The organism is Terriglobia bacterium, assembly GCA_020072785.1.
Taxonomy (GTDB): Bacteria; Acidobacteriota; Terriglobia; order Acidiferrales; family UBA7541; genus Acidiferrum.
The window spans coordinates 722417-747017 of record JAIQGG010000001.1 but is presented as its reverse complement, the minus strand read 5'-3'; the positions used below and the strand labels follow the sequence as shown (position 1 = coordinate 747017).

Below are 24601 nucleotides of genomic sequence, written 5' to 3'. Positions count from 1 at the left end.
CCGTATGAAAGTAGTTTCGGGCTTTTGGGCATCAAACCAGTTCAATCGTAGGCCCGCGAAAAAAGTTACGTAGATTCGCTTCGGCTCTGAGTCACAAGACGATAAGGCGGCGCCGATGCGGATGGGGACAGGTGAGTTTTAGTCCCTTCAAGGAAGACGCGATGCCATAACTCCAGCACCGCAAGAGAGAAAAGTTCTTTGGAGTACCCGCCATCGCGGAGATCGATCGAGATAAGATCTTCGATGCACCTCTTCTCGAAATAGCCTCTGGCCAAAGTCTCTCGATCAAGCAGGATGCCGTGCAACCAATCCCGCAAGTCAGTTCTGAGCCAGGATTCGTATGGAACCGGGAAACCCGCCTTCCGGCGCTCTAGAATCGCTCTCGGCACTCGAGTCTCCAGAGCTTTCTTCGCCACGTATTTGGTGGTCCATCCTCGAATTTTGTATCGACTCGGAAGGGCCGCAGCAAATTCAAGAACCTTGTGATCAAGGAATGGCACCCGGAGCTCCACGGAGTTGGCCATCGTCATCTTGTCCGCTTTCAGCAGCAGGTCATCGGGTAGCCAAGTCTTCGTATCCACATAGAGCATCTTTTCCAAAGTCCCTCGGGGCACCTCGGGTCCGAGATACTTCCGAACGGCACCCACAGACCACTCCTTTGTCACTTGATGGGCAAACTCTGCTGAATAAAGATCTCGGGTACGGCGATTGAAAAAATTGAACGGCGAAGATGTACGGCTGTAGTAATAACTGTCCAGGGGAATGCACATTAAGGGCGCAAATTTTGCGACCGTCTTGGACTGGACCAAATGATTTACCGCCAACAGACATTTGCCTGCAGGCTCCCGCAACGGACCGAACGCGCGCTTGATTCGCTCCAACCAGACGAGGTTTCGGTAATTGCTGTACCCGGCGAACGCTTCATCGCCGCCCTCCCCCGAGATCAGCACTTTGACGTCGTTGCGGGCCAGTCGAGAAACATAATACAGGGCGATGGCGGGTGGTTCGCAGACGGGCTCTTCCATGTGCCAGATATAGTTTGGCAAAAACTCCGTAAATTCCTTACTTGATATCGAAATCTCATGATGTCTCGTGCCGAACTTCTTGGCGGCCAGCCGGGCATAAGGGCGTTCATCGATGATTCCCGGATCCGCAAAACCGACGGTGTAAGAACTGATCGGGCGGTTCGTCTTTCCAGTGGCGAAACTGAGCATCGCAGTAGAGTCCACGCCACCGCTCAAGAGAAATCCTACGGGCACATCGCTGATCATGTGCAATTGCACGGTTTCATCAAGCAGATCCAGCAATTGCTTCTGCGCTTGGCGCAGGTCGCGGGCCTGAGCGGCCGGCTGAAAGTCCAGATCCCAATACTGCCGGACGCGTGGTTCGCCTTTTCGGACCACCATGCTGGATCCCGGCGCCAGTTTGTAAACATTTCGAAACAATGTTTCTTCGCCGGGAACATAATAGAAAGTCAAAAATCTGTCGATCAAAGCGGGCTGGACTTCCGCTTTTACTTCTGGATCGGCCAAGATGGCCTTGATCTCCGAAGCAAAGACCAGAGAGTCTTTTCCCAGCCAGTAATAAAGAGGTTTAATTCCGACACGGTCTCTTGCGAGAAAGAGGGTCTTCTGGCGGTCGTCCCAGATCGCGATCGCAAACATGCCTCGGAGTTTCTTTACGCAGTCTTCACCCAGCTCCTCGTAGAGGTGGACGATTACCTCAGTATCTGTCCGCGTCTTGAAAACATGACCCTTCGACAACAAGTCATTTCTGAGTTCCTGATAATTGTAGATTTCGCCGTTAAAGACTATCCACACACTGCCATCTTCATTCGGAATCGGCTGGTGACCCGTCTGCAAGTCAATAATGGAAAGCCGACGAAAGCCCAAACCAATCGGCCCGGAGGAATAGAATCCTTCGTCATCCGGTCCTCGATGACGAATAGTATCCGCCATCGTCTTCAGCAAAATCGGCGATACAGTCGCTCCACGATCAAACATCAATTTTCCGCAGAAGCCGCACACAAACACCTCACATGCGCCGAGAGATCTTGATCGGTCCTCCGGCTCTCAACCCTGCAATCCGACGGCGCATTTCAGTACAGCACTCCACTTCGACGAGGCCGCTTGGAGGGTTTCCTTATTCCACACAATGCTGCCAAGAGGGTACATGAGTCCGAGAATCGTCAGGCGCCCTAAGGCAGCGCAACCCATCGCGGCACGATAGAGCAATCCGTACGCTCGTCCCCGGGTCTTTGTACAGAATTGTATAATTGATTTGAACTTCATGATTGTCGCCCACTGGTTGGCCGTGCGCTGACTCGTGCTCTTTCCTCCATGGTGGATCACCACTGCCCCACCCACATAGTAATTCGTCCATCCGGCCCGTTCGACCTTGTAGCAAAGATCCAAATCATCAGCGTACATGAAATATTCATCGCTAAACATCCCCACTTGCTCGAATACTTCGCGTTTCAACATCATGCACGCACCAGAAATCACTTCCACACGAATTGGTTTCTCATCGTTGGAGAAGAGCGGAGCAATTCCCCACAAGGGACATTCTGGCCAGCGCAGCCGCAGATACTCGATCTCCAGGATCTGATTCAGAATCCCGGGAAATTTCTGGATGCAACTCGTCTGGATGGTGAGATCGCTATTTAATAGCTTGGCTCCTAGGACGCCCGCATCCGGTAACGATTGGAGAGATCCCAGCAGGATATTGATCGCCGGACTGATTAGCTGCGTGTCGGGATTGAGAAAAAGCACGTATCGGCCGGAAGAATGAGCGAATCCAAGATTATTGGCGCGTGAAAATCCAAGATTTTCGCTGCTCTGTACGATGGAGATATTCGGGAAGAAATCCTTGAGCGTTTCCACCCCCACCTCTGATGACGCATTATCGACAACGATGACTTCAAACGAGATCCCGTGCGTGTATTCGTAGATACTGACGATGCATTCTCGGAGGTAGCCCAATGAGTTCCAGTTCACGCAAATGATTGAAAGGTCCATGTGAGGTTTGAATGGCCTGCTCTGCGTCCCTGATTCAGTGGGTGCTACAGCCTTGGTGATCTCTCCAAGCCCCGTCCCGAATAAGTCCGCATCGCAGGGGGAGCTCAAAACCACTAATCCCAGTCTTATAAATCCCGAGCCGGCCAGCCTCTCCACGTGCGCGGCAAATCACCGAACATCATCGGATGCAAATCGGCATGGTCAATTGTCCTTGCGATAGCTCCGAAAAGGAGCGGCTGCGAGAACATACGGACCATGACTCTTTCCAAGAAACTTACCCGGTCATGGGATGCTTGGAGAGGCCTCTCGTCATCTCCAAATAGTCTCTCTTCCGGTAAGCCGACCGAGTTGTTGACGCCGAAGATATTTGATTAGTTCCGCGTCATTTACCCGTGGAATCCGTTTCAGGTAACCCGTAACGAACCCATACAGCAACGCAATGGAGCCGATGACGTAAGGCCTGCGAGTAAGGCGATAAATGCATTTTAGTAGCATATACAGCGGATGGTATCCACAAACGTAGTCCGATCTCCCATTCTTAACCATTCCACCCCACCGGCCGTCAGCCGACCCAGTGTATCGATGATGAATAAGATGCAGATCCGGGAAGCTCCTTGTAGTCCAGCCAAGCATGTTGGCCTTTATCTCATCGATCGTGTCCCATCCCGGTGCTGGCCAATACCCACCAATGGCTTCCCAACAGGTCCTCCGGTAGATTTTTGTAGCACCCCGAACGTGAAATGCGGGGCACTCTTCCAGCACTTGTTTTCCGTTAAAAATGTGATAAATGGCCCCTCCCCCCACGCCCAGCCGGGGTTCCCGCTGAAAATAGTCGATACATTTTTCGAAATAACCGGACTCGAAGGACAAATCCCCATCTAACTTGACGATGAATTCCCAATCTGGGTAAGTTAAACTGTGGTATCCGTCGTTGAATGCCTCGACCACCCCGCCGCCCGCCTTTCGATGACCGCGGTTCCCTCGGTGTACAGCGCGAATCCACGGATAGCGCCGCGCATATTCATCAATGATATTCCCTGTCTGGTCCCGCGAACCGTCATTCACGAGCACCCATTCTCGAGGACGGACGGTTTGCGCAACCATACTCTCCATCGTGTATCTCAGATGAGCTTCTTCATCCCGCACCGGTGTGATGACTACGTATTTTATGTCCATGGGATAATTGGACTTCTGAAAAATCTTCAATCCGGTTGCTCTCGGTGTTCGGTACCTCTCATCGAGACCCCCGTGTCCGTCTTCGGAGCTATAGCCTTCAGGGATCCATTACAGTCATTGCGCTCCGCTTGCCTAGGATAGAGCTGTTTTCGCGAGCGGCCCGCATCTCTTTTCGCTCTAGCCTGCCTCTCAGTTACGGATTCTTGTCCTCGCGGACTGCAGCTCCGGTGCCGATGTTTGTGCGGGGCTTTTCACCGCGTCCAGACACTCCCCGTAAAACCGCTCTGTTTCCTCAATGCACTTTCCCACGGAAAAACGTTCTGCAAGCGACCTGCGGGCGTTTTCGACGAGGCGGCGCGCAAGCTCAGGGTCGTCGAGTATCCGGCTGATTTTTTCGCTGAAGTCCTTCGGAGAATTTGGATCGGCAAGCAGCCCGGTTATGCCATCCTCGATGACTTCAGGACCAGGCGGGTTCTTTGAAAACACAACGGGGAGACCACAGCTCATCGCCTCCAAGACTACGAGCCCAAAAGCCTCAAGCCGGCTGGGAAACGCAAAAACTCTGGCCCGCTTCATGCAAGCCAGAACGACTCCGCGATCCACATGACCGAGAAAGTGGATACGCTTAGACAGATCGGGCCCCACGATTTCCCGGATGTCCTCTGAAATGGGGCGGTTTCTTCCTTCGGAAATTTCGCCTCCGGCGTACACCAAATGCAAGCCTGGGTGGCGACTCAGAAACTCGCGAGCGGCTTCCGCTAGCATTAGCGCCCCTTTTCTCCGCGAAACCTGAGCGGCGTAGAGCACGTAGTTGGCAGGCAACCCAGCCACCTCGGGGAGATCGGAGGGTGGCATGGAAACTGGATTGTAAATTACTGTGGATCGTCCGGGAAAAACGCCGAAAACCCGCTGGGTCAAGTCCACTATGTAGTGAGACACACCAATCCAGTTGGGATTTGCCATAAGTGCTCGTCGTTCATAGAAGGCGATACCGCGGGCTTTCTTCTGCCCTCGATCTAAGCGGAGGGCGGTTCCCGTTTGATGCAAGCGTACTACAACTGGACATCCGTTGACTCCGAAAGGCAACATTCCTGAGTAGTCGGGCGATTCGATTACATCAACCTGGCCAGCCTTCACACGCGAGAATATCCACCTGCGCATGCGGAGACGGGATATAAGATTCCCTACATATCGTATTTTGCATTTGCGGAGAATAATTACCGGGATCCCTTCGTCTGTGCTCTCCTCGCTTTCGAGGCCCATACCGACCACGGTCACTTCGTGTCCCCTCCGATGTAAGCCCCTCGCGAGAGTTTGAACGAAAGTGCCGATGCCGCCATGGGGCCGCGGGGGGTACTCGTTGCAGATGAGCATGATCTTCATCCAATTCGCTCCTTAGCGGTATCGATTGCCTTCAGTCGCCTCTCGCCTCCGTAAGGTGATCCCCTCTCCCTAGAACGCGACATCGAAGGAAAGGTGTGAAATAAACCGGCAGGTGAAGATTGGATGGCAGCATCATCCTTGGGTCGGGCAAACGACACAAGAAAGGGAGCGGTTGCCGTGGAGATCATGGCCAAGAAAGCGTACCAGGCGACCACTGTTTGGTCGAAGTAAGAGATTCCAAAGAAGGCGATCACATTGGAAAAAAGAGCCGCACCCAACGCCCAAAAGAAAAATTCCTTCCTTTTGTCTCCCTCCACTGCCTTTCTTGCCAAGCCCACATACTTGAAACCGTACACGATGACGGCAAGAAAAAAGATGAACGGTATGAGACCCGAACCTTCACCGACGGCCACGTATTGGTTGGCAAGATCCCACGAGTCCCAGCCCCACTCCGCGTAGCTCTTCACGCCCAGAAGCCACCAGTCCCAAAAGTGCCGGATGAACTGGTCCACAAGGAAATACCGATGATATCCGGAAGACCCTCCGATCACATCCACTCGGGCGATCAGGGCCCAAACCGGGGCTTTCATCACCAAGTGAAGCGACACCAACGTTGTAACCATGCCCCACCGCAGGAGGCGCATCCGCTTGCGCAAGGGCCACAGACAGAGAGCGCCGATGCCCGCCAGATAAGTCAACGCAGGGGTGCTGGAAACGGAGGCGATGGTAATGATCGTGGCGGCAAAAATTCCCACCAACGCACTGATTCGAAATTTCCTGCCTCGGGACCACAAGCCGATGAAAATCGGCAATAGAATTGCTCCAAATGCCCCTGCCAGAATCGGGTGTGCGAAGGCGGCCATCGCGCGAAAGCGGTCATCTCGTTCCATCAACTGCTGGCGCACCGCTTCACGTGGTCCGCCGAGGAAGCTATACGGATTTCTGCCAGTCGCTTGTTCAGTCATCATCACGACGGCAATCACGGCTGCTACGTAGGCAAACACTCGTATGGCACGCTCGATGTCTTCCTCGTCCCGGATCAGAAAGCGCAACAGGAAGTACATGCCGAAGACCGTGTAAAGATTCCCCAATTGATTGATTAAGGCTCCTGAACTCCCCCACAGCAGAACGATATCCGCGCCGCCGATGAGAGTGGAGAGAATCATGGCCTTGTCAATCCCATTCATGCCCCCGCTGAAGATCTCCGTCTTTGAGGAGAGCTTTGTCCAGATGAGACGGATCCAACCGGCCAGGATCAACACGCGGAGCATCATGAAATGGAAGGGACCGACCACAATCACCTGGTCCATGGGGATCAGAAAGGCCGCTGCAAGTAACGGTGCGATCACGTATTTCCGCCGCAGGACGCAGATCAGTGCGATCGTGATGACCATTGCGACCGCCACGAGGGGGTTGAGCGCCGTTTCGCTGGCGCCACCACCGAATTTCAAATTGTCAGCTTGCACTGAATCCCTCTCGAAGAAGTTTCAAGGCCTAGTGGCCTCCCAATCGGCCTTTGCAATTCTCTTGCATTGACGACGAAGTAACCTACGCGGTTCCCTTTTCACTCCGAAAGAAGAGCGCACCGCCGAGCCCATAGGCGACAAGGCAACCCAAGGTCCCGATCAGAATGTTTGGAACGGGGCTGGCAAATATGGAGAAGGGCCGGGCACAAAGACAGACTGCGACTGCACTGACGGATATGACACCGGAAAGAAGAAGGGGTTTCCCAAATTGTGATAGGTCAAATCGAGTGAGCGCACGCAAGCGAGCCATTTGAAATAGAAAGCCAAGAAGAACTGATACGAGACATGCCAGTTGGGCGCCTACAAACCCGAACCATTTCGCGAATGGATAGATCAACGCAATCATCGCGATCGCCATAATCAGGACACAGGTCCGATGGAGCTGCGGAAGTCCCCGTGCATAGAAGACGCTGGTTATCTGTCCATTTAATGTATTGAAGAGAGCAACCGCCGAAGCAGCGATCAATGGCGCCGCAGCCGCACTATAGGGGTGTCCGTACATGAGGGTGAGGACGGAACGCCCACAAAAGAACACAAAAACGAAGGCAGGCATCCCGAGCATCACGAGGAGCGACGTTACTTGAAGAAATATCCGATTTACACGGCCTTCGTCTCCCTGTATTTGGGAGAGCGTTGGCAGGAGAGTTTGTCCGAGTAAACCCATGAGGAAACCTATGGGAGTCTGAATCAAGTAGACGGCCATCGAGTACAGCCCAAGCTCCGCAGCGGAGTACAATTTTGCCAGCACGAAAATGTCGGCGCGGGCAAAGATGAGATTCAAGAGGGACAGGCCGAACAGGCCCCTTGAAAACTTAAACAGGTCCCGGCCAGCATCGTTGTTCCACCTGAATCGCGGAAGGTACGGACAGAGTAAATAGGACAGGAGGCAGCGGCCAGCGGCTTCCGCACAGTACCCAATCACCAGCGCCCAGACATTCGGGATATAAAAGCTCAAAATGACGGTAGTCACGACGCCGAAAATCCCGCCGCCGTGATAAAGCGTCGCCCACTTCCCAAACTTCATCTGTTTGAGCCCGAGGTACGCCCCGGCGCTCATAAAGCTATAGAACAGAACGCTGAGCAGCGCGACCCGGATCAGGGGAGCCAGTTCTGGATTTCCATAGAACCGCGCGAGCCAGGGCGCGAGCGAAAAAATCAGAGAATAAATAACAATCCCGCGTGCCACGACCATCCACCAGCCCGCGTTCAGATATCTGTCTTCTCCTCCGCGGGGGTTTTGGATGATCGCGTCCTTGATTCCTATGTCTGTGAATGTGTCAATCAGGGAGCCTGCGGACATAACAATTGCCATCATTCCAAAGGCCTCGGGAGCCAGCACCCGAGTCAGGATCATGTTCCTTGCAAACCGGGCCATCTGCTCCGCGAAGCTTGCGCCCCCCAGCCATGCTCCGCCGCGAAAAACCTTGGCTTTGAGATTTTCCCCCTGAAAAACAGAAGACGCGGACTGCTTGATTCGCCCATACACCCGCGTAACCATATTTTCTTGTCTTTGATTTATCATCATGTCTGAGTTTGCGTGCAGCTTCTATCGTACTGTAGAAGTCCGTTCCTGGAATGTCCTTGCGTGTGGGACGGACAAACTAATTAATGGGGAAGGCTTTTCACTTGCGGTCTGGACCTTCAGATTAGCGCAAACGAAGCTCATGCCAAAAATCAAGCAGAAGCGATAGCGCACAAGCTAGTTGGACGAAGTTCTAAATTCCTCCAGCAGTCGCTGCACGTTATCTTCACGGGTTGCCCCGACTTCCTTTCGACGGATATATCGCAGATAAACCTCTTGAAGTCTTCTCTTGTACATCGGGAGATCAAATTTAGTGACTTTAATGCAGGTAGTCTGGATCGGCAGGTTTTTCTTCCAGCTTCGCTTGAGGCTTCTGTAGCACTCGTAGAACTCCTTGGGAAGGACTAGATACTGATGAGTGTTATGTATGCAAAAGGCGGAAATCGCATAATTCTTCATTCCTTTTTTCATCGCGGCCATACAAATGTCGGCGCCGTAGAGATGAAAGTGGGGTAAGCGTTCATCGAATCTCAAACCTGACGATTTTCTCAAGATCAAGACGATTTCGTCGAGAGTCTGAATCGGAACGGGACGGTCAAAAGGCATTCCCAATACACCTCGGCCGGAGGAGTAGATGTGTCCTCTCCCTTTATAATCGCTCGTTTCGCCGTAGCATCCCAACACTCCCCACGGGGGGTCCTCCGACTCCAAATAATCAAGCGCGCGTCCCAGTTGTAATAGCCAGTACTCAGGGAAAATAATATCCTGATGACAGAATACGATGAGGTCGTTATGGGATCTGTCAATCGCGTCATTATAGGCCTTCGCGGCAGAGCTGAAGCCCTCTTGAATAAGTATCTGATGAGGGTGAGTCCCGCGGAGGCAAGGGGATGCCAAGAAGTTGCGCTCCAATACCGCTCTGTTATTCACCGCGATCGCGAACGTGATTGGCATCGTAGTCGACATTATCTTAGCTCCGTACATGCAACGATCCATCAAGCACAGCCTTCTCTGCAGGAAGGCAGTACACTTAATCCTCGCCTGATGTTTTCTGCCTCAGGCGGTCACGCCACCTCTTTTTGATCATCTGCAGCAGGCCGGTTTCATCCAGGGTTCGCCTCAGCACTTGCTCGATTCCGCCCGTGAAGCACTTGAAAGCGTTCAATTTAAATCCCCTGAGGGATGGCGCGAATATATAAACCGCAGATTCCGTCCATCGCCGGTTTCCCAGCACTTCCTTGTACTGAGCATGCCCCGTCGCAAAGTCCACCTCGGTCACTCGGTCCTCATTGCCACTGCAAAAGCTCTCGATTACTTTCAGGATTAAATACATTCCCGGTGAGTACTTTGCGAGATCTGCATCGTAGGCTAGATAATCGCTGCCGAAGGTCTCCCCATTGAGATCTCCTATCCAGAATGCACATGGGCGTTGTGCAACATAAAGGACATAAGCACGGAGCCACCCCTTGTGGGCCTTCAGTCGCAACCGCTCTCGCATCTCCGGACTGTCAACGAACCCGACTCCTAAACCACGCTGGTAAGAACTCTTCGCGACCCGCTCTACATCTTGAATCAGGTTGTCGAGTTCTCCGACCTCCCGAAAACAGCGCACGTTTACTGCACCAGAAAACGCTTTCACAAGCTTTTTCTGCTTGCTTTTTGCTTGCCATCGGGCATTGGACGAAAGGCTCTGATAGAACTCATCTGCACTCTTCGGGATGGTCCTGCTGAAGTGCAGTTGGGTAGCGGGGACGTAGTCGCGGGTCAAAATTCCAGGGATTTTTCTCCCGAACCCGTAAACATGAGAGTCTGTCCGGAGGAAATTGAGGTATGCGACGTCTGCCTCTCCCTGAGACAACGATTTGCAAACCTCGCGGACCAATAGTTCGCTGTTTTCGGCTGTCGGATTTCCTCGCAAGGCGCCGTAAACAAAATACAGGATGCGGGCCTTAGACTTCAAATGGAGATAGCCGACTCTGAAATCAATCTGCCTGTCGTCTATCCGTCCGACGAGCATGGCATCGGGCTGGCCCCCACGGCCGATCATGACGATGTGAGGGCGCACAGTTTCTGGACAGGAGCGTAGAACTGTCAGATAGAAATCTATGTCAGAATCCCGATTGCCTGGCCAGGATTCCCAAGTTTGGCGGATGTCTTCAACCTCGGCCAGGGTCCTCAGAATTCTGACATGGACACCTGATTCCATCACTTCTCCTGTGGGCTGCCACTCTATGCGTTGGCAACCAGAAGGTAGTCGGGACACTATATGAATGGAGTGGATCGATCGCTCGAATCAGTGATGCAGGGATCAAGCAGGTCAATCGATTTACGCTTGAGATTCTGCTTTACCCGCGTCGTGCTCATCCACGGGAGACTCTAGTTCCCCCATCGACCCGACGCTTGCGTTGAGCGACTAACTACTGGAATGACGATTTGAAAGGTCTTTTGGGCACAAGCCGGATCACGCCTGGGCCTATTGAACTAAGGCTGTGAGCCCTATTGGAGCCGCCGGAGCGCTTGCCATTGAACTGATATAATAGGCTCCCACATCCCACAATGTTGGGGCCGCAGGTCTCGTGTTCGTCTTCCTCGCCGGGCAGCTTACCGTGTGTGTCACGCTACTGTAGGTGCAGGCATAGCCAGTGTCAGAGCACAGTGGGGCCAAGTTCACGGTTCCGTTCGTGTAGGTGAAAGTAGCAGAGCAGGCACTCGTGAGATTGGCCCCGGCATTAACGGTGGCATTCCCCGAACTGGTCGGAGAAAACCCATAGGTCTGCCCGGAGTTGTAGCCTTGCGCGTTCGCCTGGGCCTTCGTCTGGACGATGTTCCCGCATCCGCTCTGGTTCCAAAGGCAATTCGATGGAGCACCGTTCTGCACGATAGGAGTGGCGAGACTGGTAATCCAATGATTGTTTTGCCAATCGCACCCAGCATAGTAGTTGTCACAATTCCCGCAAGTGTTGCCAGGACTACCACTATCTGGCCCGCACTCCAGTGTATTGTTGAAAACTTTTTGATAGTTCGTGGTCGTACTCTGTGTCCCAGAGTGGGACGTGACAAAAATGTTATTCGAGTTCGACATATCATAAAACACGTTGTTGAAAACGTAGGTGATTCCGTTTGGTCTGGAGCTGTCGCAGCACGGATTGGTCGCCAGCGGAAATCCGCTGTAGTTGGGATAATGCCGGAACAGGTTGTTATAGATGAGCGATGTACTGCCGTTCGTTTCAAATCCGTTCGAGTGCGTGCCCGTGTCCGGGGAAAAATAGAAGTATTCAACGAGATTGTTGTAGTAAAGTTCGGTTTGACCGATGATCCCGTTCGATAGCCAGCGGAAAACGGAGTTGTGAACATCAGGAATGCTGCCCCAAATACCCGAACCCGTTGAGCATTGCTGGTTGTTCCCAGGTCCACAATTCATATAGCCGGCATCGGCACTATCGGAATTGTCGAAGACGGAATTGGATAGAATGGAACCAGCATTTCCTGACGGGTAGTGCGAATCTGCCATGATGGCCCAGCCACCATCCTGCCCGGCAGCGTGAATCCAGTTGTGGAAATACAAGTCATTCATGGTCACATTCGGCGTTCCGCCTATATAAAACATTCCATTGTGGCCATAGGCACCGTCAGCGGCATTGTTGGCAAAGCGAGCGAACTCAATGCTTTCCCAGTCGGTATACTGGGGGGCGCTTACCATCCAGTTGTTGGTTCCAGCTGTTAATCCCCCCGCGTCCAAGACCGGGCGGCACCATCCGGGATAGCCCTTGGCCGAACATGCTGTAGCGTCATACCAAGTCTGGTCCGTTCCGCCGATGACGATGTAGTTCCCGGCAGAGCCGCTTTTACCGAATGCCCAGGTCATAACGGCGTTGGGCCAGACCACACCGCCCTTTAGGACGATATGATCCCCCGCCACGATGGTCGTAGAGGAGCAAGTATTCGCACAGCCCACCATTCCTGGGGCACGCTTCCACGGCGTGCTCTTCGCGGTCCCGTTGTTGGTATCCGCTCCGCTCGCGTAGTCCACGTAATACGTTGTCGCCGAGGCACTGCCAGCGCAAAGGAAAAAGCCCAGGAAAACCGCGATGAAACCTAGATTCCGCATTTGTGTCTCCCCCGCCTCGATTACCGCCAATCCGAATGCTATTCCATCGGGCGGCTGGGTCGCCACTGGTCGTGAGAACAGATTGAGGACAGCGAGCCTGCCTGTTCCTCCCATTGGTCTGCCCCATGGGCACCGTAACAGCCCTTGCGAAAGCCGGACAACTGGCAACCAGACCAGAATGAGTACAGGATAGCCACCCTGTCCTGCTCAGGTCCTCGCGGAACGAATTCGACCCCTGCCGGTGGGAAAACCAGAAACGACGAACGCTCTGAATCTTCCACGAGGGCTTTCGCCTTTTGTTTGTCCGAACCCGAGTAAGCGCTTTACTTGTCAAGTCCGAACCTCACCCACAACTGCGTGTTGTTCTTCGATTGCAGCGCCGGAATGGCGCCTACTGGCGACACGAGCCAGGATTTCCACAATGCGCTGGGCTGTCTTGCCATCCCACTTCTCCGGGACCCGAGGCTGGATCTTGCGGCCAATCTGCTGCCGGATTGCTCTTCGGATTCCTTGAATCGACGTTCCCGCGACAACGTTTGTTCCTCGTTCTACGGTCACGGGGCGCTCCGTATTCTCGCGGATGGTGACGCACGGAACACCCAGACAGGTTGTTTCTTCCTGGATTCCTCCTGAATCGGTGAGGACCAGGCGGGCGTGCTTCATCACGCAAAGGAAATCGATGTATCCGAGAGGATCGGCCAGATGAATCCCCTTGGCACCCGTTGGCGCAACCGGCGCGGTTATGGGTGAAAGACCGGCGGCTTCCGAAATCTCGAAATATTGCTGAAGGCCAAATTCCTCGATGCGTTTCCGGGTCCGCGGATGGACTGGAAAAATAATCGGCAACTGGGATGACAGATATTCAAGGCCTTTTAAGATTTTCAGGAACGCTGCCTTTTCGTCAACGTTCGAGGGGCGGTGCAGGGTGAGCAGGGCATAAGGTTGGATCGCCCCGCGACTGCCGTTCCGGCTGGTTCCCGCGCGCAACCCGAATGAATCAAGAATGGGGGACTCATCGGCGCGCTCTTGGAACGCCAGAAGCGAGTCGATCATTGTGTTGCCGACAAAGAATATTTTCTTGTTGGGGATTCCTTCCCGCCGCAGGTTCACCAATCCACTCTTTTCCGTTACAAAAAGGAGATCGGAGAGGTGATCCGTCACAATTCGATTGATTTCTTCCGGCATCATGCGATCGAAGGAGCGGAGGCCCGCTTCGATGTGGGCGATCAAGGGCCTGCGTCTGTTTGCGCTTACTGGAAGCTTCGCGGTCGCCAGGGCACAGGCGACCGTTGAGTTGACGTCACCCACGACAACCACGACGTCTGGCCATTCCTGGGCTGCTACGTCCTCGAATTTCCTCAGAATCTCAGCTGTTTGTGATCCCTGCGAACCGGAACCAACGCCAAGGTACACGTCCGGCTTGGGCAGGTTCAGGTCGGAGAAGAACCGGTCGGACATCAGTGCGTCGTAATGCTGCCCCGTGTGCACAAGCAGATGCTGAATCTTTAGTCCCCGCGCACCTTTTTTCTCGTTGCGCTCGTGGATGGCTTGAAGGACCGGTGCGGCTTTCATGAAATTGGGCCGAGCGCCAACAACCGTGACAATTTTAATTTGCATGGAGGTGTTTACCGGCTTCCGAAAAACCCTGTGATTGTGGCTTGCTTTCCAAACTTGCTCACGGAACCCGTCTGTCACTTCGAACGTGCGTCCCACTTGACGGAGCGACCAAATAGCTTCTGTTTCAGACTCAATTTCCTGCTACTCCAAACCTTCCGAAGGCATAGAGCAACCAGCCCAATTCATAGGGCCGGTCCTCATACAGAATCCTGAGCTCTCCTTCTGACGATCTGTCACTCGGCGTTCGAACAAGGCTCCGAACAACATTCAGATACTTACTGTATTTTCGCCGTGGATAGATGCATCTCCAGATCAAGTTCTGCGACGTGTCTCTCATGTCCTCTCCGAGCTCATTCGCCCCGGTGATCCAGCGCAGACCCTTGTAAATCGGTTCTTGAAAGCTGCGACCCGTAGCTTCTTCGACAGCGATCAGGCCCATTGGTGCCATGCCCTGCTGATGAACAGAATAGACAGGAAACCGGCTCGATACCCGGCCCGTTTGAGAGTCATACAGCCACCACCATTGACCCAACTCACCCTGTGCGCCACAAATGGCTGCTGCGCAGTCAAGGGCTGAACTCGACGGAGCCTCCAGATGAAACGCGACCGCAAATTTCGACATCGCATAGATGGGATAGATTTGATCGGCGAAGCTGCCAATATGTCCTCGGAGGAATCCTGCCACCGACTTTGTCGTGCTTTGGTGGCCGAAAAGACCGCTCTTGCCTTTGTTCTTTTCCAGCCGGCGAAATGCTTCGAGTGCCAAATCCCGGAGACCTGGAAGTTTTTCCGGGCATGCCAGCCCCGCATGAGACAGTCCTGCCAGGAACCAAGCCAATTCCATCGTCCTCGCTTCGCGGGCGTCCCCATAACGATCGAGCGCCGTCGCCAAGTCGAAATGGCGGAAAAGACCGTCGACCTGATCAGGAGCGCATGCCGCGGTCAACCAAATTAACAAACCTAAATCGCCAGCACCATGAACCCACGTTGTGTCTCGGATGAACGATGCATAGAGCGCATGCACGTCAAAAGGAGAACGTGCACCTGTGCGCTCGAGCTCGCGGAGTCCCAGAAGAGTCATGATCGTGTATCGCGGAGAAAGTCCCTCGCACACCATTCCCAGGCTCGTGCGGATCAAGCGGTGGCAAAAGAGTTGCTTCTCCGCAACGAACATGGGGACGAGTCCCCGCAAAGCCATGCGATTCAGTTCGCAGACGTCGGGATTCATGGCTCCCGGAAGTTTAGAGCGATTTTGTTTTTGAGAAGAACTCACTTTTGGCGTTGCGCTGGTAGGCACTGGTGCTCCGCGATCGAGATAATTGCTTCCGATATACAGCGAAGAGCGATGCTGTCTGTCGAAAAATCACAACGAGCCTGCTCCCTCCGTTCGAGGACAATTTTGGTATGGATATCCGCAACTCGCTCCAGAAGCACGAGACGGCCTTTTTCGGCAAGGTACCGGTCCACGGCTCCGATTTTGCCGCGAAAGATGCTGTAGACCGGGACGCCCAGGGCCGCCGCTTCGCGATTCATCGTCCCGCCCCCGCTAATCACCAGATCGGAAAACCAGATCAGGTTCAATCCGTCCATTACACGCGCCGGAATGACAATCTTGCCCTTCGCAATCCAATCGCCCCAGTCTTTCCGCAATGCTATGGCCTGCCTGTCGTTACGAGGGAGTAAGACCACGCGAACATCGGGCAGCTGAGTGAGAAAATCGAGCGCCGCACTCATCAGCTTCTCGCTTTCTGGATTGTGATAATGAGCTTCCGTGGCTGGAGGGCGCACTGTAACGAGCAAGTCTGTCTCGTTGATTCCGAGCTGCTTTTTTATGGTCGAATCCGGCTTGAACTTCGGCACATATACATCTTCTTTTAGCCCCGGGTAGCGCAAGATTTCTCTTTTGGGTGTACCAGCCCCCGATTCCGGTATCACTTCCGGTACAAAGATCCAATCCGGATGCAAAAACTGCATCTTCATTACGAACTCATAATCAAACAGCACAATCGTTGGGATAGCCAGGGCGCTGCATGTCAAAAGCTGGCCCCGCGACACGAGCGAGATGGCCAGGTCCGGCTTCGCTTTGATCGCCAAGGGCATGAGCAGCGCGGCGCGCAATAAGGTTCCCAGCGCTTTCAAAGCCCGGTTCTTGCCCCAGTGACCCCCAATGACTTTGCAGGCGAGATGATGAAACTCCAGAAGCTCGCAAACTTGATAAGAATCTCGAGCCGTAAGCAGGATTTGGTGACCCCGCTTCTGAAGCTCCTCAATGATGGGAATAAAAAAAGGAACGTGAGGAGAGTTATCCAGATCAATCCAGATCTTTTTTTGAGTCCCTGGATTTACGTGGCCTTCTGATCCTCTCACGGAAAACTCCATATCGGAATTCGGTTCAGAGGGCGCTGGGTGGTCCTCAAACACTGCTAGCATATGATGTAGCATGTTTTCAGCTCTTCCCAGAACTAAATTGCCTACACTGACTTTTGCTCTTCTTTCCAACCAAGAAAGCCATGGGGGCATGAGTAACCGCGGTGTCTAACGGGCGCAATGGTTGGGAGCGATCCCCGCGACGCTCGATGGCCTCTACTATCTTGCCGCAGCCGGGGATCCCGATGCTCGTTATTGAATTCTGGGCGATGGACGCCGGTGCGGCGACTCCATGAGCGAAACCACAGTGTTCACGATGAATTCCAATGTCTCGGAACTTGCCGTCTTGGATTTGGGAAGGGACCGGCGAGCCAAGACAATTTTGGTCCGCACATCCTCCACGCTTTCGAGAAGGACCATACGGCCGTTCTCGGAGAGGTAGCGATCCACGGCTCCTGTCTTACCGCGAAAAATGCTATAGACCGGGACTCCCAGGGCAGCCGCCTCGCGATTCATCGTCCCGCCGCCGCTGATCACAAGATCCGAATGCCAGATCAGATTCAAGCCATCCAAAACCTCATTCGGGATTTGGACCTTCCCGGCAGCGAACAGCCCGGGCCACCTATTTCGCGCTGCAACCGCCTGCTTGTCATTTCGAGGCAGAAGCACAACTTTGGTATTGGGTTTCGCCCCCAGAAAGTCGATCACGGCATGATAGAGTTCGTCGCTCTGCGGGTTGTGGTAATGAGCCTCATTGGCGGGCGGCCGGATGGTGACCAGCAAATCTTCAGCCTTGATTTCCAAGTGGGCTCGAAGACTCGGATCGGGTTTGAATCGGGGAACATAGACGTCCTCTTTGATCCCAGGGTATTTGAGAACACGGTCTGCATTAAATGGTACGGCCTCGGTCGAGATCACTTCGGGAACCATTGCCCAATCTGGCTGTACCAAGGGCATCGGCTTGGCGTGCTCGTAGTCAAATAGCATCAAGTGGGGGATACCCAGGATCGCAGAAGCAAGCAAGTGGGACCGGGAACCGTGAGACAAAGCCAGCCTGGGCTTTTTCCCCAGCACAGCCAGATCTAGTTGGAGGGATCGCTGGCAGAGCCCCAGCAACTTGGCGATCTTGTTCTTGCCGCTGTGATGTCCCACGAGTTTGCAATCGATGTTAAAAAGCTTAGTCAAATCAGCAACCTGGAAACAGTCGCGCCCAGTCACTAAAACCGAGTAGCCGCGCTTCTCCAATTCGTCGATGATGGGCGCAAAAAACGGTACGTGAGGCGAATTCTCCAGATCAATCCAGACTTTGCCGGCATCAGGTGATGGTGTTTGTTTTTTCTTTTTCATGATCTTTCAACTCACGTATAGAGGCAAGAACGCTTGTTGGTCTCGTTGTGGATTGGCATCAAACAATACGACAGTATTCGTGCCCCGTCTTCATTTCGCCTCTTCCGACTCAATCCAGCTCGAACGTTGCATCAGTGAAACATTATGGTACACGACCTTGGCAAACCACTGCGGCAGATGCAGCCAGTCATAACCGCCTTCCAGTTTCGCCCGGAGCAGTCGCGGATCGTCCCAGGAGTTCACCGGGAGGCGTGGCAAAAAGAAACGGTTGTTGCCGAGGCTGGTGCGGCCGATGATCGTTGATACGCCGCTCTCGAAACCCTGGTTTTCCAGGGCATCAAACAGAAAACGTGTAAAGTCACGATCTTCTTCCGGAAAAGCAGACGGATAGGAGAAGGAATCCACAGGGGTGCCAAGTTTCTGTTCGATCGTTTCTTTCGAATAGCCCAGTTCGTAATCAATCTGCTCCGGGCCGAGCGAGCGCAGGTCTGGATGAGTCACCGTGTGCGAGCCGAACCGGACGCCCTCGGCATGCAATTCTCGGACATCGCGCCACGTCAGATAATCCGCGCCCTCTATTCGGGCCGAAGTGTTTTGGATCCGGTCTGTTGCCAGGAAAATCGTTGCGGTAAAACCGCACTGCTTCATCACGGGAAGACCGTCTGTATAGAAATCCCGGTAGCCATCGTCAAACGTGATAACCACAGTCCGGGAAAGATCTTTGCCTGCTTCCAATGCGGTAAGCATTTCCGTCAGATCCATCGTGCGATAGCCAGCCTGTTTCAACCATCTCATTTGGCGCGCAAAGACCTTCGGCGACGTATTGATTTGATAGTACGGATGGGATTTGGCGAAAAGGTTGTCCGAGATGCTGTGATACATCAAAATCGGCACGCACCTCCCCGCATTCCGTCCAAAGAGTCGCATGAACGGATGACAGAGATAAAGTGTGGCCAAGCGATCTAAGCGAGGCATATACGTTTCAACCTGAAATGTTGCGGCGGTTGGCCGATTCAGACCGCGTGATGCGGCCCCGTGAGCGCGCTAGGCGGGCGGGCCGAGGGCATCGTCCGCGACGGATATCGAGACAGACCCGAAACCCTTGCATGCGCTCTGCAAGCTTAGTGGGAGGCGCCGACCTTCGACGTAACGAATTCGGTCACCTTGCCGGCGACTTCCCTCTGCTGGTCGGCCGTGAGCTGCGGGAACATGGGGAGCGAAACAATCTCCGCCGCAACACGCTCGGTCACGGGGAAGTCGCCCTTCTTGTAGCCGAGGTGCTGATACGCCTTTTGCAGGTGCAGCGGGATCGGATAGTGGATGCCGGTGCCGATCCCGGCAGCGGCAAGATGGGCCTGCAGCGCTTCGCGATCCTGCACGCGCACGACGTAGAGGTGATAAATCCCCTTGGTCCACGGCGCTTCGCGCGGCACAACGACCGCGCCTTTGGCTTCCGCGAAGAGCTCGTGATAACGGTGCGCCAGGTCACGGCGCGCTTCATTCCACTTTGTCAGGTGGCGCAATTTCACCGACAGGATCCCGGCCTGCAGCGCATCGAGACGCCCGTTATAGCCCTCCACGTCGTGGTAGTACTTTTTGGCCTGACCGTGGTCGCGGATCATCTTCATGCGCTGCGCCATGGCTTCGTCGTTGGTTATGGTTGCGCCCGCTTCGCCACAGGCCCCGAGGTTCTTGCCTGGATAAAAACTGAACGCCGCGGCCTGTCCCATCGAACCGGCTTTCTTCCAGACGTTATCGCGTTTCGAAAAATACTCCGCACCGTGCGCCTGACAGGCATCCTCGACCACGATGAGGTTGTAGCGCGCCGCCAGCTCCAGGATCGGATCCATGTCGGCGGTCTGTCCGTAGAGGTGCACCGGAACAATCGCAGAAACCGGACGTTTCGACGCCCGCTCGTTCAACTTTCCGCGCTTGCTGTCAAATTCGCACTGCGTCTCCAGATATTCGCGCAGTCTTTCCGGATCCATCGTGTAGGTGGACTCGCTGATATCCACGAAGGCGACGTGCGCGCCGGCTTGCGAAATCGCCTCGGTCGTGGCGATGAACGTATGCGGCACGGTGACAATGATGCCGCCGGGCTCAATGCCCGCCGCCAGGAAGGCAAAACGCAACGCATCCGTACCGCTGTTCACGCCGACGCAATGTTTCGCGCCGCAAAAGAGCGCAAACTCGCGTTCAAATGCGTCGAGCATCGGACCGCCAATGAAGCCGGCCGTGCTCAGCACCTTCTCGACAACCCCGAGGAGTTCCGCATGCAGCTCTTGATGGGGAGTAATGAGATCGAGGAATGGGATTTTCGCTGTGCTCGTCATTGCGCTGCTCTCTTCTCTTCAGAAATAAACCGCCGAAACTTTGCCGGATTGCCGACGACAATCGCGTTGGCCGGAACGTCTTTCGTTACTACGCTGCCCGCTCCGACGATCGCGTTTTCCCCGATGGTCACGTTGCTCAGGATGGTCGAGCCGGAGCCGATCGATGCCCCCTTCTTCACGACTGTCTTCTCGACCTTCCAGTCGGCTTCCGTCTGAAGCCCGCCGTCGGCCGTGGTGGCACGGGGATAGGAGTCATTGATGAACACCACGCTGTGGCCGATGAACACGTTGTCTTCAATGTCCACTCCCTCGCAGATGAAGGTGTGGCTGGAGATCTTGCAGCGGCGGCCGACGCGCGCGTTCTTCTGGACCTCGACAAAGGCCCCAATCTTTGTATCGTCGCCGATTTCGCACCCGTACAGATTAATAAACTTGGACAGCTTGACGCCCTTGCCGAGCTTGACGTCGGGAGCAATGCAGACGAATTCATTCACAGGGACACCGCCTCGCCGCGCTTGCGCACCGACTTGTCCGCGGCTTCCAGAATTCGCACGACGCGCAGTCCGGCTGCCCCGTCGTTGAACGGTGTCTTGCTCTTCTCGATGCATTCCAGGAAGTACGCAGTTTCCGCACGCAGCGCTTCAATCTGCTCCACTTGCGGCGCCCACATATCTCCGGAACGGTAGCTCACCAGGAGTTGGTGCAGGTTACTCGGGTTCGTGGACATACTTACGCCCTTGTCGTAAAGCTTGATTTTTTCGTCGGCCTCGAGATCGTTCCACACGAGCATTTTCTTTTCTCCGCCGATCAGCGTGGTGCGGACCTTTACGGGGGAGAGCCAGTTGACGTTCACGTGCGCGATGATGCGCTTCGGGAAGTAGACCGTGATGAACGCCACGTCCTCCACGCCGTTCAAATGCTTCTCCCCGGTAGCGACCACGGCTTCGGGCTTCTCGCGAATCACGTAGTCCATGATGGAGAGGTCATGCGGCGCAAGATCCCAAATGACGTTCACGTCATGTTGAAACAGGCCCAAGTTCACACGCAGCGAGTCATAGTAATAGAGATCTCCGAGCGCTTTCTCGTCCACCAGCTGCCGGATCTTCTTGACTGCGCCCGTAAACAGAAAGGTGTGATCCACCATGATCTTCAGATTCTTGCGGTCCGCAAGCTCGATCAGTTCTTCTGCCTGGGCCACACTGCTGGTGAAAGGCTTCTCGACAAAGACATGCTTGCCGTTCTCCAGGGCCTTTTTGGCCAGTTCGAAGTGCGTCCAGACGGGCGTCACCACGGCGACCACGTCGACATTCCGTGATTTCAGAATTTCGTTCTCGTCCGTTGTGAACGGTATCAAAGGATAGGTCTTCTCCAGCCGTTCCCGGCATTTTGTGCTTTTGTCGCAGACCATCACGACTTCGGAGGAATCATGGGCATGAAAATTCCTGACGATGTTCGGACCCCAATACCCGTAACCGATTATGCCAACTCGGATCATGGTGCTCCTTAGAACAGCACGCGGTTTGCGTGACTCGCAATTCAACTGGCGCAGGGGGACACTGCGCCGCCTTTCAGCGAGATACTGTAGGGACGTTCAAAGCTATGGCTCGTGGAGATGCATCGCATGTATCGGAACTGCACCTGCGCGTCCGGGTGTGGAGCGAGCGCGTTACGCTTCTCGGACAGGCCCGCTGAGGAACTTTTTCAGTTTCTAATGAGCGCCTTCACCGTTGAATACCGCAGCCGGCGTTTGCACGAGAATCTTGAGGTCCAGCCAGATGGACCATACGCGCGCATACTTCAGATCCAGCCGCACCATGTCGTCAAAACGCGTCCTGCTCCGGCCATGCACCTGCCAGAGGCCAGTGATTCCCGGCTTGATCTCCAAGACGCGGCGGCGATGCCACACGTCGTAAACCTTGAATTCGTAGGCGATCGGGGGGCGCGGCCCCACCAGGGACATGTCCCCGCGCAGCACATTCCAGAACTGCGGCAATTCGTCCAGGCTGGTCTTGCGCAGGAAGCGCCCAATGGGTGTCACGCGCGGATCTTTTTGAATCTTGAATACTGGCGCGCTGCCATCGCTCGCTTTTCCCTCCACCTGCCCCGCGATGAATTGATTCACGTACTCCTGGTGAATTCGGGGGTCACAGTCGGTGCGCATCGAACGGAACTTCAAAACCGTGAATGGCTTGCCGTACTGCCCGAGTCTCTCCTGCCGGAAAAGCACAGGCCCCTTTGAATTCATCTTGATCGCCAGGGCAATCGCTGCATAGATGGGGGACAGGATCACAAGAGCGGCCGCACTGCCGGCGACGTCCATGACGCGCTTGACGCTCAACGCAAATTTTCTCGATGCATCCTGCCGGGAAAGATCCGGATACAGTGTGATGTTGGCGGAATGATCCGTATTGTTTTCGTCGTTTTCCTCCGGAAAAAAGTGGAAGGAGAAGGGGATCAGCCGGGTCTTGTCCGCGCCTAGTGACTTGTGCAATGCCTGGCGTACTTTGTCCAGCATCCGTGTCTGGACCATCTTCGGAGTGGTTTCTCCTATCTCCGTCCCAATTACGCCAATCAGATGATCTTCAAGGTACCAGCCGATGATATCGGTTTCGCGAATCGATTCCATCAACGCGGCGCTGATGTTGGCGATCGTGGATTTTTTCTGATGATCTGCAAGAACCTGCTTCACGTCCATCAACATCAGGACGAAGCGTTTTGGGGCCCGTTCTGCGCGCCGCCGTTCGAGGTAGAGCATAGAGACAAACGGCTCCTCCGCCAGCAACACCCGCGCCGGCACACGACGTGCGTTCCGGACTGGCACGTGCGTGGTGATTCTCCGTTTCTCCCGTCGCTCTTCTTTTCGTAGATCGGTGTTCAGTGGGCTCATGGTCTTTATCTCTCGATATCAATACGTTGCACTTGAATCTCAGCCCGCGACGGGGACACTGACCGCCGGGCGCACTGCATGTCTTGCTGCCTGCGCACTCCGCTGTTCTTGCACCGCAGTAATCCAGCTGAGATCGACTTCCATGGCAACCGAACGCTGAAGCAGGGTTACCGAAAGAACGACCCGATGATTGCCCTTAAAGTTGACCAGGATACCTTCCAGGCCATCGAGGTTCCCGTAATTGACCCGCACTCGTTCACCGACTTCGAGGTACGGCCAGGGCTGGCTTGGCAAACCGGAAGAAACGGCCAGCTGAATCGCCTCTATTTCCCGCTCTTCGATCGGTATTGGGGTGCGACCAACGCCGATGACTTGCATCACGCCAGGTGTCATCACGAGGGGCCGGCGATTCTGATAATCGAACCGGCAAAACAGGTAGCCCGGGAAGAGTGGCTGCTCCAGCTCCTTCATACGATCGGACCACCGCCGAATTGTCTTGTATTTCGGGAGAAAACACTCGAAGCCTTGCCCTGCCAGCTGGGAGGCGACCCAGTCTTCCTTCCGCGAGCGCACTTGCAAGGCAAACCAAGGAAACCTCACTACTTTTGGTTCTGGGTGCACTGCGAGTCCGTTCAAGGGGCCTCTCCAGGAATGCACTGCAATGGACCTAATTGCTCTTGATAGGCTACCGCCATAAAAGTCCCAGTCGACAGCCTGTTGCAGATAGAACGGGGCAATTCATCTGCCAGAACCAAAGACTCGTCCCAATTTTGAACAATTTTCATGTCCATGGTTAAGTCTTTTATTTACATTGCATTACAGCAACAATGGTCAACTAAGAAAATGGCTGCTAGCCTCGACTTTTAGACATATCCGGAAACTAGAGAAAACACCTGCCCGATTGTTGTAAACAGATTCCTGGGGAGAGGCAATTCTTTTGCTTTTGTCGCAAAGAATTTGTCGTAAATAACAGAATTATAAGAGTTTATTGACAATTCCCGGCCTCGTAAAGAGGAGAAAAATAGCCTATTTTGTCATTTTTGCAGATTGAAAATCCATCATGTATCTGATCTAGAATCTCACCCAATCAGTATGCTTTTCGGGAGCGCACAAGCCATCTGAAGACGCTATTTTTCCTGCCCGAAAGTACAGTTAACAGACTGTCCCACAACTGTACGGCGGACAGGTTGTCTCATTCGGGAGTCAGCGCGTACCGTACGATGTATGCGTGCTGAGGGGCGTGCAAACCTGGGGGAGAGATTTCCCGGTCACTTCCGACCGTGGACGGTCTTCTGTGTTGCTGCCTCCGCCGTGATTA

At 54.2% G+C, this 24601-nt stretch carries 19 protein-coding genes; all 19 read right to left on the bottom strand.

Annotation, left to right across the window (positions count from 1 at the left end; translation table 11 throughout):
- Nucleotides 1–65 precede the first annotated feature (65 nt).
- Entirely contained in the window at nucleotides 66–2027 is a 1962-nt protein-coding gene (gene asnB, locus LAN61_03205; protein MBZ5539510.1) for an asparagine synthase (glutamine-hydrolyzing), read from the bottom strand.
- Between the two features lie 45 nt (nucleotides 2028–2072).
- Nucleotides 2073–3017, bottom strand: a complete 945-nt coding sequence (locus LAN61_03200) for a glycosyltransferase (protein ID MBZ5539509.1) — start codon at nucleotides 3015–3017, stop codon at nucleotides 2073–2075.
- Between the two features lie 309 nt (nucleotides 3018–3326).
- Nucleotides 3327–4193, bottom strand: a complete 867-nt coding sequence (locus tag LAN61_03195; GenBank protein MBZ5539508.1) for a glycosyltransferase family 2 protein — start codon at nucleotides 4191–4193, stop codon at nucleotides 3327–3329.
- Between the two features lie 189 nt (nucleotides 4194–4382).
- Nucleotides 4383–5576 carry a glycosyltransferase family 4 protein gene (locus LAN61_03190; protein ID MBZ5539507.1) on the bottom strand — a complete coding sequence of 398 codons (1194 nt, stop codon included), beginning with the start codon at nucleotides 5574–5576 and terminating at the stop codon, nucleotides 4383–4385.
- Nucleotides 5573–7042, bottom strand: a complete 1470-nt coding sequence (locus LAN61_03185) for a hypothetical protein (protein MBZ5539506.1) — start codon at nucleotides 7040–7042, stop codon at nucleotides 5573–5575. The genes LAN61_03190 and LAN61_03185 overlap by 4 nt, the downstream gene beginning before the upstream one ends.
- 82 nt (nucleotides 7043–7124) lie before the next feature.
- Entirely contained in the window at nucleotides 7125–8627 is a 1503-nt protein-coding gene (locus tag LAN61_03180) for an oligosaccharide flippase family protein (protein ID MBZ5539505.1), read from the bottom strand.
- Nucleotides 8628–8801: 174 nt separating this feature from the next.
- Nucleotides 8802–9590 carry a glycosyltransferase family protein gene (locus LAN61_03175; GenBank protein MBZ5539504.1) on the bottom strand — a complete coding sequence of 263 codons (789 nt, stop codon included), beginning with the start codon at nucleotides 9588–9590 and terminating at the stop codon, nucleotides 8802–8804.
- Between the two features lie 64 nt (nucleotides 9591–9654).
- Nucleotides 9655–10830, bottom strand: a complete 1176-nt coding sequence (locus LAN61_03170) for a GNAT family N-acetyltransferase (protein MBZ5539503.1) — start codon at nucleotides 10828–10830, stop codon at nucleotides 9655–9657.
- 267 nt (nucleotides 10831–11097) lie between these two features.
- Nucleotides 11098–12732 (bottom strand): hypothetical protein, encoded by a 1635-nt coding sequence (locus LAN61_03165; protein MBZ5539502.1) that lies wholly within the window; start codon nucleotides 12730–12732, stop codon nucleotides 11098–11100.
- A gap of 330 nt (nucleotides 12733–13062) precedes the next feature.
- Nucleotides 13063–14349: a UDP-N-acetylglucosamine 2-epimerase (non-hydrolyzing) gene (gene wecB / locus LAN61_03160; GenBank protein ID MBZ5539501.1), complete on the bottom strand. Its 1287-nt coding sequence runs from the start codon at nucleotides 14347–14349 to the stop codon at nucleotides 13063–13065.
- Nucleotides 14350–14479: 130 nt separating this feature from the next.
- Nucleotides 14480–15577: a hypothetical protein gene (locus LAN61_03155; GenBank protein MBZ5539500.1), complete on the bottom strand. Its 1098-nt coding sequence runs from the start codon at nucleotides 15575–15577 to the stop codon at nucleotides 14480–14482.
- A 41-nt stretch (nucleotides 15578–15618) separates the two neighbouring features.
- Nucleotides 15619–16728, bottom strand: a complete 1110-nt coding sequence (locus LAN61_03150) for a DUF354 domain-containing protein (GenBank protein ID MBZ5539499.1) — start codon at nucleotides 16726–16728, stop codon at nucleotides 15619–15621.
- A gap of 240 nt (nucleotides 16729–16968) precedes the next feature.
- Nucleotides 16969–18063 carry a DUF354 domain-containing protein gene (locus LAN61_03145; protein ID MBZ5539498.1) on the bottom strand — a complete coding sequence of 365 codons (1095 nt, stop codon included), beginning with the start codon at nucleotides 18061–18063 and terminating at the stop codon, nucleotides 16969–16971.
- Between the two features lie 90 nt (nucleotides 18064–18153).
- On the bottom strand, nucleotides 18154–18957 hold the full coding sequence (locus tag LAN61_03140; protein ID MBZ5539497.1) for a polysaccharide deacetylase family protein: 804 nt from the start codon (nucleotides 18955–18957) through the stop codon (nucleotides 18154–18156).
- A 227-nt stretch (nucleotides 18958–19184) separates the two neighbouring features.
- Nucleotides 19185–20396, bottom strand: a complete 1212-nt coding sequence (locus tag LAN61_03135; GenBank protein ID MBZ5539496.1) for a DegT/DnrJ/EryC1/StrS family aminotransferase — start codon at nucleotides 20394–20396, stop codon at nucleotides 19185–19187.
- Nucleotides 20393–21004 carry an N-acetyltransferase gene (locus LAN61_03130; protein MBZ5539495.1) on the bottom strand — a complete coding sequence of 204 codons (612 nt, stop codon included), beginning with the start codon at nucleotides 21002–21004 and terminating at the stop codon, nucleotides 20393–20395. The genes LAN61_03135 and LAN61_03130 overlap by 4 nt, the downstream gene beginning before the upstream one ends.
- Entirely contained in the window at nucleotides 20887–21891 is a 1005-nt protein-coding gene (locus LAN61_03125; GenBank protein ID MBZ5539494.1) for a Gfo/Idh/MocA family oxidoreductase, read from the bottom strand. The genes LAN61_03130 and LAN61_03125 overlap by 118 nt, the downstream gene beginning before the upstream one ends.
- A gap of 213 nt (nucleotides 21892–22104) precedes the next feature.
- Complete coding sequence (locus LAN61_03120; GenBank protein MBZ5539493.1) at nucleotides 22105–22911, bottom strand: sugar transferase; 807 nt, start codon at nucleotides 22909–22911, stop codon at nucleotides 22105–22107.
- Between the two features lie 411 nt (nucleotides 22912–23322).
- Nucleotides 23323–23919, bottom strand: coding sequence for a UpxY family transcription antiterminator (locus tag LAN61_03115; GenBank protein MBZ5539492.1), 597 nt, complete (start codon nucleotides 23917–23919; stop codon nucleotides 23323–23325).
- Nucleotides 23920–24601 lie beyond the last annotated feature (682 nt).

Bases quoted from the DNA above. Each gene is read 5' to 3' on its own strand.
- LAN61_03200 (MBZ5539509.1), bottom strand. From the start codon at position 3,017: ATGGACCTTTCAATCATTTGCGTGAACTGGAACTCATTGGGCTACCTC.
- LAN61_03195 (MBZ5539508.1), bottom strand. From the start codon at position 4,193: ATGGACATAAAATACGTAGTCATCACACCGGTGCGGGATGAAGAAGCT.
- LAN61_03190 (MBZ5539507.1), bottom strand. From the start codon at position 5,576: ATGAAGATCATGCTCATCTGCAACGAGTACCCCCCGCGGCCCCATGGC.
- LAN61_03180 (MBZ5539505.1), bottom strand. From the start codon at position 8,627: ATGATGATAAATCAAAGACAAGAAAATATGGTTACGCGGGTGTATGGG.
- LAN61_03175 (MBZ5539504.1), bottom strand. From the start codon at position 9,590: ATGTCGACTACGATGCCAATCACGTTCGCGATCGCGGTGAATAACAGA.
- LAN61_03170 (MBZ5539503.1), bottom strand. From the start codon at position 10,830: ATGGAATCAGGTGTCCATGTCAGAATTCTGAGGACCCTGGCCGAGGTT.
- LAN61_03165 (MBZ5539502.1), bottom strand. From the start codon at position 12,732: ATGCGGAATCTAGGTTTCATCGCGGTTTTCCTGGGCTTTTTCCTTTGC.
- wecB (MBZ5539501.1), bottom strand. From the start codon at position 14,349: ATGCAAATTAAAATTGTCACGGTTGTTGGCGCTCGGCCCAATTTCATG.
- LAN61_03155 (MBZ5539500.1), bottom strand. From the start codon at position 15,577: ATGAATCCCGACGTCTGCGAACTGAATCGCATGGCTTTGCGGGGACTC.
- LAN61_03150 (MBZ5539499.1), bottom strand. From the start codon at position 16,728: ATGGAGTTTTCCGTGAGAGGATCAGAAGGCCACGTAAATCCAGGGACT.
- LAN61_03145 (MBZ5539498.1), bottom strand. From the start codon at position 18,063: ATGAAAAAGAAAAAACAAACACCATCACCTGATGCCGGCAAAGTCTGG.
- LAN61_03135 (MBZ5539496.1), bottom strand. From the start codon at position 20,396: ATGACGAGCACAGCGAAAATCCCATTCCTCGATCTCATTACTCCCCAT.
- LAN61_03130 (MBZ5539495.1), bottom strand. From the start codon at position 21,004: ATGCATCGAGAAGAGCAAGACACCGTTCAACGACGGGGCAGCCGGACT.
- LAN61_03125 (MBZ5539494.1), bottom strand. From the start codon at position 21,891: ATGATCCGAGTTGGCATAATCGGTTACGGGTATTGGGGTCCGAACATC.
- LAN61_03120 (MBZ5539493.1), bottom strand. From the start codon at position 22,911: ATGCTGGACAAAGTACGCCAGGCATTGCACAAGTCACTAGGCGCGGAC.